This window comes from Bordetella tumbae, assembly GCF_965139195.1.
Classification (GTDB): domain Bacteria; phylum Pseudomonadota; class Gammaproteobacteria; order Burkholderiales; family Burkholderiaceae_B; genus Bordetella_A; species Bordetella_A tumbae.
Window position 1 is genome coordinate 88780 of sequence record NZ_CBCSJH010000003.1, and the last position, 15071, is coordinate 103850.

A 15071-nucleotide genomic window follows, 5' to 3' on the forward strand; every position below is an offset into this window, starting at 1 on the left:
TCCATGTTGATTGCTCAGGCCCCAAAGCGCGCAGCCGGCGAGAGCGTAAACGATTCGCGCATGTCACGCACTTCATCAATGGGCGTTCGCCCAAACAGGCGTTTGAATTCGCGACTGAACTGGGACGCGCTCTCGTACCCGACGCGCCCCGCTGCCGCTGCTGCAGTCACGCCATCGCGGATCATCATTAGGCGCGCCTGATGCAGACGGGTTGATTTGATGTACTGGATCGGCGATGTCTGCGTCACCGTGCGAAAGTTCGCGTGAAATGCGGGCACGCTCATGCCGGCTTCTTCGGCGAGACGGGTGACGTTAAGCGGCTTTGCATAATCGGTATGAATTCTATTGAGCGCTCGCGCCACGCGCCCGAATCGGCCGTGATGCGCGAGCGCCGCTCGCATGGCGGGGCCTTGCTCACCTGTGAGAACCCGATAGCAGATCTCTCGCACGATGCTTGAGCCCAGGATCTGCGCGTCCAGAGGTTTCGTCAATGCATCCAGCAACCGTAGTGTTGTATGTGCGAGGTCGCCTTCCAATCGGGTGGAGGTGATGCCTATCGGTGATGCATCGGAGTGGTGTTCGGCGGCAGCGATCTGTGTAATCAGGTCGCTGAGTTCCAGCAGGTCCAGACGGATGGATACCGCAAGCATGGGTTCCTCTGGCGAGGCCTGCGTTTCCGTGGAAAACGGCAACGGCACGGACAGCACGAGGTAGTGCTGTGCATCGTAGGTATACACCGCATCGCCCAGGAATCCCAGTTTGCGGCCCTGGCAAACAATCACGATGCTCGGTTCATACAGCACGGGCGTGCGCCCGAGCGGGCGATCCGACCGCATCAGCCGCACGCTGTCCAGCGCCGACTGTGTGTACCCCTCGTTGGGCGCGAGTTGCTCCAGCAGACGGATCATTTTGGTCGAAGCGGGATTGCGGAGGTTAGGCACCGTTCTTTCCTGTTGTCACGACGGGGATCATTCTAGCGTCGCTATTTCGCGCACGTTACCCAGGTAATAGGAATAGGCAATGATGGCATCGGTCCATGTATTCGCCTGAGCGGCGGATTTTTCTACCATTCTTTCATCGGCCAATGAATGAATATTGCTTCATGGCAGTTCTGAAATTGGTCCGCTGCCCAAGGACATCGATGTCGCTGCCCTCGCACGGGGTCTACATCGCTGCTATCTCACTTATTTATCACAACATATCCCAATCAGGACCCATCATCATGAAATCTACATCCCGTATCTGGTTCGTCACCGGTGCATCGAAAGGCGTCGGCCAAAAGCTCGTCAAACGTTTGCTTGAACAAGGTCATCGTGTGGCCGCAACATCGCGCACCGCAACAGCATTGACGAAAGTGTTCGGGCAACCATCCGAAAATTTCCTGCCGCTCGAAGTAGACTTGACCGATGATAGAAGCGTCGAACAGGCGATCATGCAGGCCATGCGAATGTTCGGCGGCATCGATGTGGTCGTCAACAACGCGGGTTATGCGCAACAAGGCACGATCGAGGCACTATCCGACGAAGAGCTACGTCAGAACTTTGAGGTCAATTTCTTCGCGCCGGTGATCGTAGTTCGTCATGCTCTGGCACATCTGCGCGCACAACGCAGCGGGCACATCATCAATATCGCATCCATCGTGGGTTACCAGGGCGGCTATCCGGGCTGGGGTAGCTACGTAGCGAGCAAGTTCGCGCTCGCCGGGTTGACGGAGTCGCTGGCCGCGGAGGTCGCGGAACTAGGCATCCACGCCACGGTGGTGTATCCAGGCCCTGTCCGTACCGATTTTCTGTCCAGTGGCGCCCTGGCCGTGGCCAAGCACCAGATCGACGATTACGCCGAAGCGAAGGCTTCGCTTGACCTGCATCTGGACACGCTGCACGGCCATCAGGCCGGAGATCCGGACAAGCTCGCCTTGCTGATTATCCAGGCGGCCAGCGTCGAGACGCCGCCACTGCATTTGTTTGCCGGGAAAATCGCCAATGAACTGGCTGTAGCCAAGTCCTCGGCTGTCGAGAAAGACTTGAACGCGTGGAAGGGCTCGTCGAAAGCCACCGATTTCGTGGAGTGATAGAAGAGCTCAAATGGCCCGGCATGATCTCCGGGCTCTTTCTTCAGAGGTGCATGAACGTTTTAACGACTGCTAGCCAAACGAATCCCCAACCCCACAAGCGCCGCGCCCATCACTGCATCGACCACGCGGCTCACACGTGCATAGACCGACCGAACACGTCCCACGGAAAAGAATGCAGCGAGTAACCCCAGCCACCCAGCCGTTATCAACCCCACCAAGGCAACCACGCTGACATACACCCACGTGGGTGCTCCGACCGGCAGTACGGTCACGAACAGGGTGGCAAAGAAAGTCGCCGTCTTTGGATTCGTGATGCCGACCATGAAGCCCTGGCGCCAGGCTTGCAATGCCCCGATTCGCGGCACATCGTCTACCCGTGGCGTACCGTTCCTGGCTTTGAACGAGGCCATCAGCATCCGAGTGCCGAGATAGATCAAGTAAGCCGCTCCGACCAAGCGGATGGCTTCATACAACCAGAACAGCTCCTTGATAAGCAATCCAAACCCCAGGATGGCCAAGGTCGCCCACACGACTACCGCGCACGCGATCCCCAGGCCAACGAACACGCCTGATCGCCGGTCATTCAAGGCATTCGACGTGACGGCGACGAAGTCCGGCCCAGGGCTGATGCAGGCCAGGAGAACGATGCCGGACAGCGTGAGCAATTGAGATAGATATTCCATGAATCCAACTCGAGAGGTGATTGATTAGAACTCGGCGATGCGCCACTTGGCGTATATGGAACCTTACCATTGCTGTAGCGTTGCCCGCCTGAGACTTTTGCCAAGCGGCTTTGCCGGCGTCATCTTTACTCACGTGCTGGAATTGGTTACTGCCAGATGATGATCTGGTTGGTCAATCACTTCTTGGCAGTGCGGGTAGTCGAACGGTTCACAACGGCAGCCCATTTCTCCAATTCGTTGGATATCACTTTGTCAGTCTCAGCCGGCGACGTGGGCGTTGCTTTCGCACCTAGCTTGGCAGCGCCGTCGCGCAGTTGAGGCAGTGCACCGGCTTTCTGCATGGCCATCGACATTTTTTCGATGGCTTGGGGCGGCGTACCTGTCGGCGCCAGCAAGGCATAGGTCGTCGCCACTGCATAGCCCTGGACGCCTTGTTTGGCGAGCGTTTTGACGTCGGGCAGGGCGGGGGCGCGCTCGGCGGTGGTGACGCCGAGAATACGGATCTTGCCGCTGGCCAATTGGGGCATTAGCGCAGGCAGCGTGTCGATCACCATATCGATCTGCCCGCCGAGCAAGTCGGTGACGGCCGGACCGCTGCCGCGATAGGGAACGTGCAGGATGTCAGTGCCGGTGATTTGTTTGAATAATTCACCGGCCATGTGCTGCGAGCTGCCGTTACCGGCCGAGCCCATCGACAGTTTGCCGGGGCGCGATTTAACCAGGGCGATCAGTTCCTGTACGGAGGTGGCCGGCACGGTGGTGTTCACTGCCAGCGCCATCGGCATGGTGATGGCAACAGAGACCCCCTTGAAATCCTTTACGAAGCTGTAGTTCTGTTTGTCGAGCAGCGAAGCGTTGATCGCGAGGCTGCCCAGCGCGCCCATGAGCACGGTGTAGCCATCGGGTGTGGCGCGCGCGACGGCCTCGGCGCCTACCTCACCACCCGCACCGGCTTTGTTTTCTACGACGACGGTTTGTTTGAGGAAATCGCCCATGTGTTGTGCGTAAAGGCGGGCTGCGACATCGGTGGCGCCGCCGGGTGGATAGGGGACGATCATTCGAATAGGGCGGTCGGGCCAATCAGCGGCGTGGGCGACGGCCATCAGCGGGCCGCTGATGGCGGCGGCGAGAAATAGCAATAGGGTCTTGTACATGGTGGTTTGTCTCCGATGTGTTTCTTATGGCGCAAAGTTATGTGCCTTTCTGTATTTCCCAAAATATAGGATATGAATCCCAAATTTGGCTTAACAAGAATCGCATGTGGTGCTATTCTGGTCAAGTATTGATCGACTACCCCAGGTTTTTTATGGGATTCGATGTATGAAAATCAGGATTTGAAAAACAAAGAGGCAACATGGATCACAAGCAAGCATTGGCCGGTGTGCGAGTCATCGAGGTGTGCAACGTGGCTGCAGGACCGTTCTGCGGCATGCTGCTCGCGGATATGGGGGCCGATGTCATCAAAATTGAACATCCGGAAGGCGGCGACACCCTCAGGTCGTGGCCGCCTCTCAGTGATGGATATAGCGAGAATTTCGCTTCTTTGAATCGCAATAAACGTTCGGTCACCCTGAATCTCAAGGACGCAGGTGATGCCGAGCTCGCACGCCGCTTGATCGACGATGCGGATGTGCTGCTGGAAAACAATCGTCCGGGCGTGATGGAGCGCCTGGGTCTGGGGTACGAAGCCCTGGCAGCTCGTAACCCGCGTCTCATCTATTGCTCGATCTCTGCCTATGGCCAGACCGGGCCGCGTTCGCAAGAGGGGGGCTTTGACCTCACCATCCAGGCCATGAGCGGCATCATGAGCGTGACAGGCGAGCAGGGTGGTGCGCCCGTGAAATGCGGCGTGCCGCTGGCGGATTTCACCGCCGGCCTGTATGCGGCGACCTCTATCTCGGCTGCGCTGCGCGTGGCAGAAAATACAGGAAAGGGCACGCATCTGGACGTCGCCATGCTGGGCGTTACGCTCGGCATTGCCGCGTTGCAGACCTCGGAATATTTCGGCAGCGGTAAAGACCCGCAGAAACTCGGCTCCGCGCATCCGCGCAATGCGCCATATCAGGCGTTTCGCTGCCGCGACGGATATTTTGGGATGGCTGCGGGCAACAATGCGCTGTGGCGATCGGTGTGCGAGATCATCGGTCATCCTGAACTCGTCGAGGATCCGCGTTACGCCAGCACTACGCTGCGCGCACGCAACCAGAACGAGCTGCGCGAATTCCTCGAGGCTCTGTTCGTGCAGGACGACGGCGCCAATTGGTTGCAGAAATTCCGCGCGCGTGGCGTGCCGTGCGCGCCGATCAACAGCTACTCAGAGGTGTTGACCGATCCTCAGGTCGAGCACATGGAATGGGTGCGTCCGCTGGAATTGCCCAATGGCGTGCAGACCAAGACATTCGGCGCGCCGGTGCGTATCGGTGGCGCCAGCGCGCCTATCCGCATGCGTCCACCCAGCCTGGGAGAACACACCGAGGAAATTCTGGGTACGCTGCGTAATGCGGACAAGGTATCACCATGAGCGCACTCGTCGATGTGAAATATCAGGATGGCCTGTGCCGCATCACGCTGCAACGACCTGAAAAGATGAACGCGTTGTCGGCCGAGCTGGTGGAGGGGCTCATTGCGGCGGTCGACGACGCACATGCTCAGCACAGCGAGGCCATCGTGTTTCAGGGCAGTGGGAAGAATTTCAGCGCGGGTTTCGATTTTGGCGGCTACGAGGAACAGAGCGACGGCGATTTGTTGCTGCGGTTCGTGCGCCTGGAACAGCTGCTGCAGAAAGTAGCGGCATCGCCCGCGCTCACTCTGGCGCTGGCTCATGGCAGAAATTTCGGTGCTGGCGTGGATCTCTTCGGTGCGTGCCGATTGCGCGTGGCGACACCGGATGCGAGTTTTCGTATGCCTGGACTGAAGTTCGGCCTGGTGCTGGGCACGCGCCGCTTTGCGGCCGTGGTAGGTGCGCAGACCGCGCATGACGTGCTGATTCACACTCGTACCTTTAATGCCGAGGCCGCGCTGCAAATGGGATTTGCCACGTCGCTCGCCGCGGCGGGCGAGTGGGAGGCAGTAGCGGCTGCTGCGCATGTCAGTGCACGTGAGCTGAGTGCCAGCGCTCGCCAACAGCTGCACGCTGTGCTGGGTGGCAGCGAGAGCGACGCTGATCTCGCCAGTCTGGTGCGCTCGGCCGCTGCGCCGGGGCTAAAGAGCCGTATACACGCCTACTTGAATCCATAGGCAGACGTTTGCCGCCTATGCTGCCGGCGAGCAGCGGGGCTTATCTGGAGTGAGACAAATGACATCAGGCTTTAACCAATCCGGTAAACAGATGGCGTTGACCGAACTGGCCGCCAAGATTTCCGACGGCTCGTCGGTGGCGCTGGGAGGCAGCTTTCTGCATCGCGGTCCATTTGCGTTCGTGCGCGAGCTGATCCGGCAGCAGCGCCGCGATCTGGAGATCATCAAACAATCCCCGGGGTATGACATCGATATTCTGTGCCGCGCGGGCGTTGCCTCGCGGGCGCGCGCGGGTATTGTCGCGATGGAAGGCAACTTTGGCCTCGCGCCGTGGTATCGCAAGGCGATCGAACGCGATGAGCTCAAACTCGAAGAGCATGCGTGCGCCAGCTTGACTGCGGGTTTGCGTGCGGCCGCTTTTGGTGTGCCGTTTATGCCTTGCGGCGGATTGCACGGCAGCGATCTTCCTGCGTTGAACAATTGGACATTACTGGACGACCCATACGGCAGTGGCGCCAGCACCTATCTGATTCCCGCCGTGAAACCGGATTTCGCGGTGTTGCAGGTATCTGAAATCGACCGGCTCGGTAATGCACGTGTATACGGCACAGCGCACTGGGATCGCATCATGTCGCGTGCAGCCCGCACTGTACTGGTGGTAGCTGAGAGACTCGTGGAAACCGCCGTGTTCGAAGATCAGCCAGAGGCGACGCTGCTGCCGTATTTCATGGTGGAGGCATTTACCGTGCTGCCCGGCAGTGCATGGCCCGGCTCTTGCACGCCGTATTACGACATCGACTATCCCGCGGTCGAGCGCTACATGAATAAGGAAGGTTCGTTAGAGGCCCACATGGCCGAAGCGCCCGAGCTCAAGGAGACCCTGCATGTCTGAAGCATTTTCCCCGTTCGAACACGTGGTGCTAGGCCTGGCGCGATTCATCCGGCCTAATGAAATCACCTTCAGCGGTGTGAACTCCACGCCGCCGATGCTGGCCTGCCTGTTGGCCAAGCGCGCCTACGATTTCGATTTCATTTACATCAACGTGGCGGGCGGAGTGGATCCGCGGCCCGAGTCGATTCCGATCTCGAGTTCAGATCCGCAGCTCGCGGCACATACCGCATCGATTTTTTCTAACGAAGATTTCTACGATCTATGTACGCGTGGAAAAATGGATCTCACCTTTCTTGGGGCGGCGCAGATCGATGGCGAAGGGTGCGCCAATAACTCTTGCATTGGCGATTGGCATCAGCCCAAGGTACGTCTGCCCGGTGGTGGTGGCGGTGCAGTCATGCTGCCGACTGCCCGTAGAGCCTGCACATGGCGTACCGAGCATTCCACTCGTACCTTTGTGCAGAAGCTCGACTTTCGTACTTCGTGGGGAGGCTTTCACGGCGTGGCTACGCCGATTGCCATCTTTATCAAGCGAGACGGCAGATTGGCTTTGCAGTCCTGGCATCCGGATTCCAGCCTTGAGGAAGTGCGCGAGCGCACGGCTTTTGATTTCGACGCGACGGGCGCCGAGCCTACGCCGTTCCCGACAACTGCAGAGCGCGCCGCGTTGGCAGCGCTCGATCCAGACGGCACATTTGAACGCGATGCCAATGTGAAGTTGCGCTGAGACGAGCGAGGAGACCATGATGAATGCGATCTCGAGCCTGCCGCAGGTCTGGCAGTCGGTGTGGCGTGCGCCGGCATTCCAAGACCAGCTTGCGTTGGTTACCGAACTGCGCAGTTGGACTTATCCGCAACTGGATCACGATGTGCGTGCGCTCGCTGGGGGCCTTCGGCGTGCTGGTGTACAGCCGGGAGACTACGTTGCGCTGGCATTGGAGCGCGGCCCCGCGCAAGTGCTGATGTTGCTGGGTTGCATTGCCGCTGGTGCGTGCCCCTGCCCATTGGAGCCGCGTATAGCCGCTGAGGAAACCGCGCGCCGAGTGCAGGCCGTGGGATTGCGCTGGATCGTGCACGATGATGAGAATGCGGCTTGTGCAGCGGCGTCCGACCTACTGGAAGGGCATGTGCTGGCGTTTGAGGATTTGCAGGGCGCCACTGCGTTCTGGGCAGAAAATCCCGAACCGGACCAGGCTGCGCTGTTGTTGTTCACTTCTGGCAGTACCGGCAAACCCAAGGGCGTGTTGCTGGCGCATCGCGGGCTGGCGCTCAATGCCCACGGTGTCATCGCTCACACGGCGCTGACACCGGCAGACGTATTGCTGCATCTGATGCCGCTGCACCATACCAATGCCATCAACAATCAAGTCTTTGCGCCGCTGGCCTGCGGTGCGACGATTGCGCTGGCCGAGCGGTTTCGCGCCGAGGCCTTGCCCCATGTGCTGTCGCGCTTCCGGCCGACTATTCTCACCGGCGTGCCCACGATGTATGCACGCATGCTGCAGCAAAAAATCTCGCCAGACTCATTCGCCCGCCTGCGGCTGATGCGCTGCGGTTCGGCGCCGATCACACCGGCCTTGCATCGTGAGATCGAGGCGTTTACGGGCTGCGAACTGGTTGTCTCCTATGGTCTATCCGAAGCGACCTGCACGTCCACGATGAATCCGCCAGGCGCGCGTCGCATCGGAACCGTCGGGACGGTCTTGGCCGGTCAGCAGGTTGCTCTGCTTGATGCCGCTGGTACGCCCGTGCCGCCAGGAGGCGAGGGCGAGATATGCATTGGCGGCGGCGCGCTGATGCTGAGGTATCTGGGCCATGATGGCGATGATCCGGTGCGCGATGGTTGGCTGCATACCGGCGATCTCGGCCGTTTCGATGCCGAGGGTTATCTCACTATCACTGGCCGCATCAAGGAGGTGATCATCCGCGGTGGAGAAAACATCTCGCCAAAATTGATCGAAGACCTGTTGGCATCGCTTCCCGGCATCGCGGCATGTTGCGTCGTAGGCCAGGCTGATGATGATCTCGGAGAAGTGCCGGTGGCAGTGATTGTGGCGGACGCGAGTGTGCCTCTCATCGACGAAGCGGCGCTGCGCGCCACAGTCCAGGAACGGCTCGGGCGTATCTATGTTCCGCAGAACGTGTACCGGTGCGAGGCATTGCCAGAAAATGCAGTGGGCAAGGTTGATCGCAAGGCGGTCGCTAAATGGGTGGAAACACAGCGTCAGGCGGCTGTCATGTTGTGAGGTGCCGATGGACAGCCGACAGGCGCCAGGGGTCTGTCCTTCAGGGAGCTTTGTGTCCGAGGGCCGCTGAAATACCGGCGGCACAGGCTTTGACGTCGGCGGCCAGTTCCTTGGCTCGGCCTAACGACAGCCGGTCCAGCGGTCCTGAAATGCCTATCGCGCCCACGACATCATCCAGGGCATTGAAGATCGCTACCGCAACACCGCCCACGCCGTCTCGCCATTCTCCCCGGTTCAAGGCATAGCCGGCGCGCACCGCACGTCGCAGATCCTCTTTCAGTAGCGGCAGCGTGGTGATCGTGGCGCCGGTATGACGGCTGAGCGACTCCGCGTACGCCTCGAGATAGCCTTCGGGCTGATGGGCGAGCAGTGCCTTGCCCGTGGCCACGGCATACGCCGGCGCCCGTCCGCCGATCATCGAATAAGCACGGATCGGCTGGGGGCTGTCGATCTTGTCGATATAGACGACTTCGATGCCATCGAGCACCGAGAGGTGAACGGTTTCACCGGTGTCAGCGGCGAGCTTGCGCATGGCCGGACCCGCAATTCGGCGCAGGTCGAGATTACCGAGTTGCCGCGCAGCCAGTTCAAACAGGCGGATGCCGCCACGGTAGCCGGCGCCTTCGTCACGCTCGATGTAGCCGGCGTGCATCAGCGTCTGCAGCGTCCGGTGCGTGTTGCTGCGGGTCAAGCCTACCCGGGCCGCCAGTTCCTCGATCGTGCGCGACGGGTGCTCCACGTCGGTGACGGCTTCGAGAACGGTCAGGCCTTTGAGTAGCGTCTTGTCCATGCCTATTTCCTGAATATTGGGAAAACCGGGGCATTTTACACATGGAGGTGTACTTCACCGTGGCGGCCAAAGGTCCTCGCGTAAGGAGATATACGGCTTTACGAATCACGCGAGCGTGAAGTCAGGCAACTTGAATGTCTTTTTATTCAGGGCTTCGGTCGGGCCATAAAATCGCATGGCGGGAAGCGGGCGTTTACCTTCGGTTGGAATCCAGTTGTTCTCGAGTCCCGCCGGTGGAGTGGGGCCGACATACAGCGTGGCGCTGCCATCGGCGTTCTTTTTCAGCTGGTCAAGATCATACGAAGACAGCGTCGTACGATTCGATTCACTGTAGATGAAAGCGTTCGTCGCCCGGTCGTATATCGTCAACGCCCAGAATTGTTTGACCGGCATCTGAGCAGGCACTGTCAGCTTGTAGAGCTTGCCTGCCTGCAGCGGTTTTCCATCGGCATCCGCGACGGCCATCAAATATTGCGTGGCGGGATTCTCGCTGAGTTCCTTGGGCATGTATGTGCACCAGAAATACTCCGCGGCGCGTTCGATCAGATCGATTCGATCGTCGTAGACGAACGTGAATTTCTGGTTCTTATCGGCCTGGAGTAACGACGCATAATGCCGATCGGGCCAGTACAGTTTCTCGGCAGGAAAATTGTCGAACCGGTGTTGCATATAAAACCACGCGTCGATTGCGGCCTGGCGCATCGCTTTGCGTGCTGCGTCATCGGGCGTGAAGGGCTTTCCAGCCCGGATGCCCAGCGACGCGACCATTCCCATCATGACCTTGTCGTGTTCCTTGACCGGCTCGACACTCAGAACGGCGTGCATGTCTTCGAAATGCCGCTCGTCGTAAAACGGCAGCGTGGGATATCGTTCCCCGATTGGATTGACAAAGCGCTGTTCAGGCGGGTTCTGCGCTTGCGACAGGTAGTACATACGCAGCTTTCGCGCGTATTTATAGGCGTCCTCGGCAGATTTTCCCGGTGCCGGCACGGATCTGAATGCCAACGATATCCGGAAATTTGGCGACGGGACGTGAATGTACTCTTTTGGAACCGGCTTATCGTAGTCTGGTGCAGTAAATAGAAACTTCGCGCCTTTCCCCTTGTCCAGTCCCGACGGCCCCACATCGGCAATCGTGAACTGCCAAGCATCGACGACCTGCCCGTACACGCTGCCCTCGGGCCCGGCGGCGGGCACGACCAGGACCACCGGGCCTTTGCGCAAGTCGGTGAATGCCGTGATGTACGGCGTCGTGCTATTCGCGGTAATCGCTTCGAGCTTTGGCGTGGCTGGCGCCGAGTACGCAATGATGTCGTTGTCCGTCAATCCCAATCCGTCAAACGCTGCGCGGCGAAAGCTGTAGATCGACACCGAAGGCATGTTCCACAGCACGGCTTCGAACGCGCGTTGATACTTGAGTTGATAGTCGAAATTGGTAATCGAAGGCGCGGCTCCTGCCGGAGGCTGCCCACCCAGAGGTTCGGACTTTTCACCTGCGCCTACGGTCAGGCGAGCCGCAGACGCCGGGTCGGCCGCCCGGACACTCGGCGCAACGACCGCCGCGGAGAGCCCGCCAAGGGCGGCCAAACTCGTACGCGTGAAATCCCTACGTGATATAGACATGCGAAATCCCCTGTCGCGCCGGGAGTCCCGACGATGCATTGCTGTTGCAATTCAAGCGATATATGCCCGGACGAACCCGCCCTTTACTTGGCCCGCATCAAATCCGGGATCATCCACTTGCCGCTCAAGATGTCCTCGTTGGGCTGATACATGCGCAAGATCACGTAGAAGGGCCCATCGGGTGCAGGCAACCAGTTGGCAGCGTTGTCGCTCGTGGGCTTTTCGTGCTGGATGGGAATCGTCAGTGAGCCATCCTTGGCTTTGGTCAGGCCTTCGGTGTCCGAGCCTACCTCGTAGCGCTGGATCTCGTTGGCCACCAGCATTTTGTCATCCGCGTTGTACATCGTGAGAGACCAGAACGCGTTCACAGGCGGCAGCGTATCGAACTTCAGGGTATAGCGATTGCTGCCGTCCAGCGCCTTTCCGTCGCTATCGGTATAGCGTATGGGATACATCGCCTCTTTTTCGCCGTTACCGCCGAGGTAGGGACCCGACACGACCGCGCGCAGCGGATAGTTGTAGCCGAAACTATCGAGCCCGGTGACCCAGTCCCAGCCGTTGCGCTTGGAGCTCGTGCTGGCCAACGAAGCCACCGCTACGGAGGGACCATCCTCCAGGCCCCGCAGCATGCCTTTGCGGACGGCGGGATTCAGCTTGGACGGATCAAAACCGTCCTGCGTCAGGCCTATGCGCTCGAATTGAGCGAAGAGGGCTTTGTCTTCCGTGCGAATGGGGTTGGCTTTGATGATCTGGCCGAGGTGAGTAAAGAAACCCAGTTCGTCGCCGTCAATGGACGGCAGTGGCTCCAGAGATGTTTGAGCAGGTTTTCCCCCTGCGTTCAGCGGCTGGAGCTTGAACTGTTGCTGCAAGGCTTGGAGCTTGGCGGGCGCTTCTCCTGGTACGACGCGAAGGCGTCCCCAGAGCCAGACCTTGTCGGTGCTGACGTCCAGCCGTTTGACGCCGGCAGGAAGCTTGCCTTTCCATCCAGGAGGCACCAGCGCGAATTTCCCTGCCTTGGTGCCTGTGGCGCGTCGCCCAATGTAGTGCTCCAGCTCTTGATACATGTTGAACACGTCGATCACGTAATAACGATCGTGCGTGTCCGGTACGGTGAGGATCCACGGTTCGTCCAGTTTCACCACCGCGCTCATGTAATAGGTGTCGTTGTTCGCGGTGGGCATATCCTTGGCTTGCGGTGATGCGAGCTCCGTCGCCCAGCCTATCTGGTTGAGCGGCGCGCGATAACTGGTTGCCGGCTTTGGCGACGGCACGTCGGTGTACTCGCGCATTGCGCGTTCCACGCGTACCAATGGGTAACCCCAGGTATACGCTGAAACCGCGAGCTGATAGCCATCGACCTCCATGCCTTTTTCCACGACGTCTGGCGTACCAGGCGTGGAGAGCAATTTGTCCGGGAACGGCGCTGCCAGCACAACATTCATGCTGGCGCACAGCCCGATCACGGCGAATGCGCCCCTGATAGACTGCAATCTCGAACCCTTCTCTGGACGGCAGTGCTGATCGGTCGTCATGGTGATGCCTCTTAAGGTTGCGCTGACGGGATTTACTTGGGAAATAGCAGTGTGACGGTGAATCGGCCGCCCCAGCCTCTGGGCCCGTTTTCAGGTGATTCTGCCCAGTAGCGCAAGCCCACTTGAAAACTGATGGGTTGATCGCCGATCTTGGTCACTTTTGATACTTGGAAATTGATGGGCACCGACCATTCGGACTGCTTCCAGTCGTAGGTGGATTCGGTATTCAGCGCGTACGTGATCGCGTCCGGTGTGGTGTAAGCCAGGAACGGTTGGAGAAAGGTGGATGAAACACCGGGACGGGAGGATTGACCCGCGTACGACCAGATGTGATTCGCGAGGCCGCCATACGTCCATGGGCCGCTCTGTTGCAGTACCACGCCTGTGGGGCCTGCGCCCCATTTTTTGCCGCCCAACAGACTGTCGGTCGCGGTCGGAAGCAGCAGGGCAGGGCCCAGGCCCCAAATGGTGCCAGCGGCTGTCGGTTTGGCTGGAGAAAAAAAGAAGCTTTGAACGGTATCGCCAAGTCCGCTTTGGCTCGAGCCATCGCCGGCAACATCGCTTTGCCACGTCACCGGCAGGATCGTGCGCGAAATCAGGTTCCAATCGTCATTCAGCGTGATCGGAATCACCGGTTGAATATTCAATGTGTTGCGATGGCCATTACCGTTTGGCCCGATGCCACGATCGTAGTTGTATTGGAACGGGACGCTGATCAGCGCGGCAACGGGATTGCTGAGCTGTTTCGCGAGCTCCTGGCTGTCCGCGGCATTTGCGGTCCACGCGTTGAGCGTTAAGAACGCCGCAAGTGCTAAATGCGTTCCTGCGCTTTGCGAAATACAGTTACCCGGTCGTGAGAGATGGGGCTTTCTTGCGGAAGACATGACAACTCCTAAGCCGGCCCGCAAGCAGGCTGGAATTCAACGAAACTTTCGCATAATGTTGCTAACTCTATCGGATTTGCGATATGGCGTAAACCGAATGGGCGGAGCATTAGTTGAAATAAACGGTGACGGCGGTCAGTCAAAGATGGTCCTTTGCGTTTTGTCCAAAGGGGCTGAAGGACACAATCCGGTAGTATTTCGTGAGTGCTTCATTGGTGAGCGGCATGAGGCCGCCACCAGTCATTCGAAATAAAGGACGCGATTCTCACTATGAGTGCTACATCTCCAGAATTAATCGCAGACCAAGTATCAGCTACGCTGTCAATTTTAGAGAAACACCTGGGCGAAAATATTCTGGCGATTCACTTGTTTGGCTCTGCCGTGGATGGTGGCTTAAAACCATCCAGCGATATCGACCTGCTGATTACGGTGAGCGCTGCGTTGGAGGACTCAACCAGAGTTGCCCTGATGACCGATCTGTTATCGGTGTCGGCTTTCCCGTGTACCGATGCGGCACTTCGAGCGCTAGAGGTGACCGTACTGGCTCAGGCAGATGTGAAGCCGTGGCGATACCCGGCGAAACGGCAAATGCAATTCGGTGAGTGGTTACATGACGATATCAAGGCGGGTGTTATTGAGCCGGCGATGATGGATCACGATCTGGCCATCTTGTTGACCAAGGTGCGGCGGCATAGTGTGCCCTTGTACGGCCCGCCAGCCCAAGCGTTTTTCGACGACGTTCCTCTCAGCGATGTGCAACGCTCGCTATTGGACACTTTGGCTCTCTGGAATACGGAGGCAGACTGGGAAGGCGATGAAAGAAATATCGTTCTGGCCTTGGTGCGTATCTGGTACACGGCTATGACGGGAGATATTGCCTCCAAGGATGCTGCGGCTGACTGGGCCCTTCAGCGTCTGCCAACCGGGCACCATCAAATCGTCATGGCTGCACGAGATGCATACCTCGGATTGGGCACGGATAATCTCGCCGCCTATCCCCGAGAGCGGGCAGAATTGCTGAACTACATCAGATCTAGCGTGATGGCGAAATTGCGATAGCTGAGTGGTACTGGCAGTACCGGTATTTCGAATTGCCTTGTTGCGACATCG

Annotated in this window: 14 protein-coding genes; 7 read left to right on the top strand and 7 right to left on the bottom strand. The window is 58.8% G+C overall.

All coding sequences use genetic code 11. The annotated features are described in order from the left end of the window. Window positions 1–14: 14 nt before the first annotated feature. Window positions 15–908 (bottom strand): AraC family transcriptional regulator, encoded by an 894-nt coding sequence (locus tag ACNA0J_RS05750; RefSeq protein ID WP_415817748.1) that lies wholly within the window; start codon window positions 906–908, stop codon window positions 15–17. 314 nt (window positions 909–1222) lie between these two features. Here ACNA0J_RS05750 and ACNA0J_RS05755 point away from each other — a divergent pair, with 314 nt between their 5' ends. Next, window positions 1223–2071: an SDR family oxidoreductase gene (locus ACNA0J_RS05755; RefSeq protein ID WP_415817312.1), complete on the top strand. Its 849-nt coding sequence runs from the start codon at window positions 1223–1225 to the stop codon at window positions 2069–2071. 62 nt (window positions 2072–2133) lie between these two features. Here the strand turns inward: ACNA0J_RS05755 and ACNA0J_RS05760 are convergent, their stop codons facing one another. After that, a complete protein-coding gene (locus ACNA0J_RS05760; protein WP_415817314.1) occupies window positions 2134–2757 on the bottom strand; it encodes a LysE family translocator in 624 nt (207 codons plus the stop codon). A gap of 176 nt (window positions 2758–2933) precedes the next feature. Then, window positions 2934–3911, bottom strand: a complete 978-nt coding sequence (locus ACNA0J_RS05765; RefSeq protein WP_415817316.1) for a Bug family tripartite tricarboxylate transporter substrate binding protein — start codon at window positions 3909–3911, stop codon at window positions 2934–2936. A 200-nt stretch (window positions 3912–4111) separates the two neighbouring features. Here ACNA0J_RS05765 and ACNA0J_RS05770 point away from each other — a divergent pair, with 200 nt between their 5' ends. The 5 genes from ACNA0J_RS05770 to ACNA0J_RS05790 are packed head-to-tail and all read left to right on the top strand — an operon-like array spanning window position 4112 to window position 9132. After that, window positions 4112–5278 (top strand): CaiB/BaiF CoA transferase family protein, encoded by a 1167-nt coding sequence (locus ACNA0J_RS05770; RefSeq protein ID WP_415817318.1) that lies wholly within the window; start codon window positions 4112–4114, stop codon window positions 5276–5278. Next, window positions 5275–5994 carry an enoyl-CoA hydratase/isomerase family protein gene (locus ACNA0J_RS05775; protein ID WP_415817320.1) on the top strand — a complete coding sequence of 240 codons (720 nt, stop codon included), beginning with the start codon at window positions 5275–5277 and terminating at the stop codon, window positions 5992–5994. Before ACNA0J_RS05770 ends, ACNA0J_RS05775 begins: the two co-directional genes overlap by 4 nt. 58 nt (window positions 5995–6052) lie before the next feature. Next, entirely contained in the window at window positions 6053–6886 is an 834-nt protein-coding gene (locus tag ACNA0J_RS05780) for a CoA transferase subunit A (RefSeq protein ID WP_415817322.1), read from the top strand. After that, a complete protein-coding gene (locus ACNA0J_RS05785; protein WP_415817324.1) occupies window positions 6879–7613 on the top strand; it encodes a CoA-transferase subunit beta in 735 nt (244 codons plus the stop codon). The genes ACNA0J_RS05780 and ACNA0J_RS05785 overlap by 8 nt, the downstream gene beginning before the upstream one ends. Window positions 7614–7629: 16 nt before the next feature. Then, window positions 7630–9132: a class I adenylate-forming enzyme family protein gene (locus ACNA0J_RS05790; RefSeq protein WP_415817326.1), complete on the top strand. Its 1503-nt coding sequence runs from the start codon at window positions 7630–7632 to the stop codon at window positions 9130–9132. Window positions 9133–9172: 40 nt separating this feature from the next. Here the strand turns inward: ACNA0J_RS05790 and ACNA0J_RS05795 are convergent, their stop codons facing one another. The 4 genes from ACNA0J_RS05795 to ACNA0J_RS05810 all read right to left on the bottom strand — a co-directional run bounded on the left by ACNA0J_RS05795 (window position 9173) and on the right by ACNA0J_RS05810 (window position 13961). Continuing rightward, a complete protein-coding gene (locus ACNA0J_RS05795) occupies window positions 9173–9922 on the bottom strand; it encodes an IclR family transcriptional regulator (RefSeq protein ID WP_415817328.1) in 750 nt (249 codons plus the stop codon). Between the two features lie 105 nt (window positions 9923–10027). Further along, window positions 10028–11545, bottom strand: coding sequence for a DUF1254 domain-containing protein (locus ACNA0J_RS05800; protein WP_415817330.1), 1518 nt, complete (start codon window positions 11543–11545; stop codon window positions 10028–10030). An 83-nt stretch (window positions 11546–11628) separates the two neighbouring features. Further along, window positions 11629–13077: a DUF1254 domain-containing protein gene (locus ACNA0J_RS05805; protein WP_415817332.1), complete on the bottom strand. Its 1449-nt coding sequence runs from the start codon at window positions 13075–13077 to the stop codon at window positions 11629–11631. Between the two features lie 32 nt (window positions 13078–13109). After that, on the bottom strand, window positions 13110–13961 hold the full coding sequence (locus tag ACNA0J_RS05810; protein WP_415817334.1) for a transporter: 852 nt from the start codon (window positions 13959–13961) through the stop codon (window positions 13110–13112). 270 nt (window positions 13962–14231) lie between these two features. Between ACNA0J_RS05810 and ACNA0J_RS05815 the strand changes: the two genes are divergently transcribed. Next, complete coding sequence (locus tag ACNA0J_RS05815; protein ID WP_415817336.1) at window positions 14232–15020, top strand: AadA family aminoglycoside 3''-O-nucleotidyltransferase; 789 nt, start codon at window positions 14232–14234, stop codon at window positions 15018–15020. The last annotated feature ends 51 nt before the right edge of the window (window positions 15021–15071 follow it).

Excerpts from the sequence above, each read along its gene's own strand:
- ACNA0J_RS05750 (WP_415817748.1), bottom strand. The coding sequence starts at position 908 with ATGATCCGTCTGCTGGAGCAACTCGCGCCCAACGAGGGGTACACACAG.
- ACNA0J_RS05755 (WP_415817312.1), top strand. The coding sequence starts at position 1,223 with ATGAAATCTACATCCCGTATCTGGTTCGTCACCGGTGCATCGAAAGGC.
- ACNA0J_RS05760 (WP_415817314.1), bottom strand. The coding sequence starts at position 2,757 with ATGGAATATCTATCTCAATTGCTCACGCTGTCCGGCATCGTTCTCCTG.
- ACNA0J_RS05765 (WP_415817316.1), bottom strand. The coding sequence starts at position 3,911 with ATGTACAAGACCCTATTGCTATTTCTCGCCGCCGCCATCAGCGGCCCG.
- ACNA0J_RS05770 (WP_415817318.1), top strand. The coding sequence starts at position 4,112 with ATGGATCACAAGCAAGCATTGGCCGGTGTGCGAGTCATCGAGGTGTGC.
- ACNA0J_RS05775 (WP_415817320.1), top strand. The coding sequence starts at position 5,275 with ATGAGCGCACTCGTCGATGTGAAATATCAGGATGGCCTGTGCCGCATC.
- ACNA0J_RS05780 (WP_415817322.1), top strand. The coding sequence starts at position 6,053 with ATGACATCAGGCTTTAACCAATCCGGTAAACAGATGGCGTTGACCGAA.
- ACNA0J_RS05785 (WP_415817324.1), top strand. The coding sequence starts at position 6,879 with ATGTCTGAAGCATTTTCCCCGTTCGAACACGTGGTGCTAGGCCTGGCG.
- ACNA0J_RS05790 (WP_415817326.1), top strand. The coding sequence starts at position 7,630 with ATGATGAATGCGATCTCGAGCCTGCCGCAGGTCTGGCAGTCGGTGTGG.
- ACNA0J_RS05795 (WP_415817328.1), bottom strand. The coding sequence starts at position 9,922 with ATGGACAAGACGCTACTCAAAGGCCTGACCGTTCTCGAAGCCGTCACC.
- ACNA0J_RS05800 (WP_415817330.1), bottom strand. The coding sequence starts at position 11,545 with ATGTCTATATCACGTAGGGATTTCACGCGTACGAGTTTGGCCGCCCTT.
- ACNA0J_RS05805 (WP_415817332.1), bottom strand. The coding sequence starts at position 13,077 with ATGACGACCGATCAGCACTGCCGTCCAGAGAAGGGTTCGAGATTGCAG.
- ACNA0J_RS05810 (WP_415817334.1), bottom strand. The coding sequence starts at position 13,961 with ATGTCTTCCGCAAGAAAGCCCCATCTCTCACGACCGGGTAACTGTATT.
- ACNA0J_RS05815 (WP_415817336.1), top strand. The coding sequence starts at position 14,232 with ATGAGTGCTACATCTCCAGAATTAATCGCAGACCAAGTATCAGCTACG.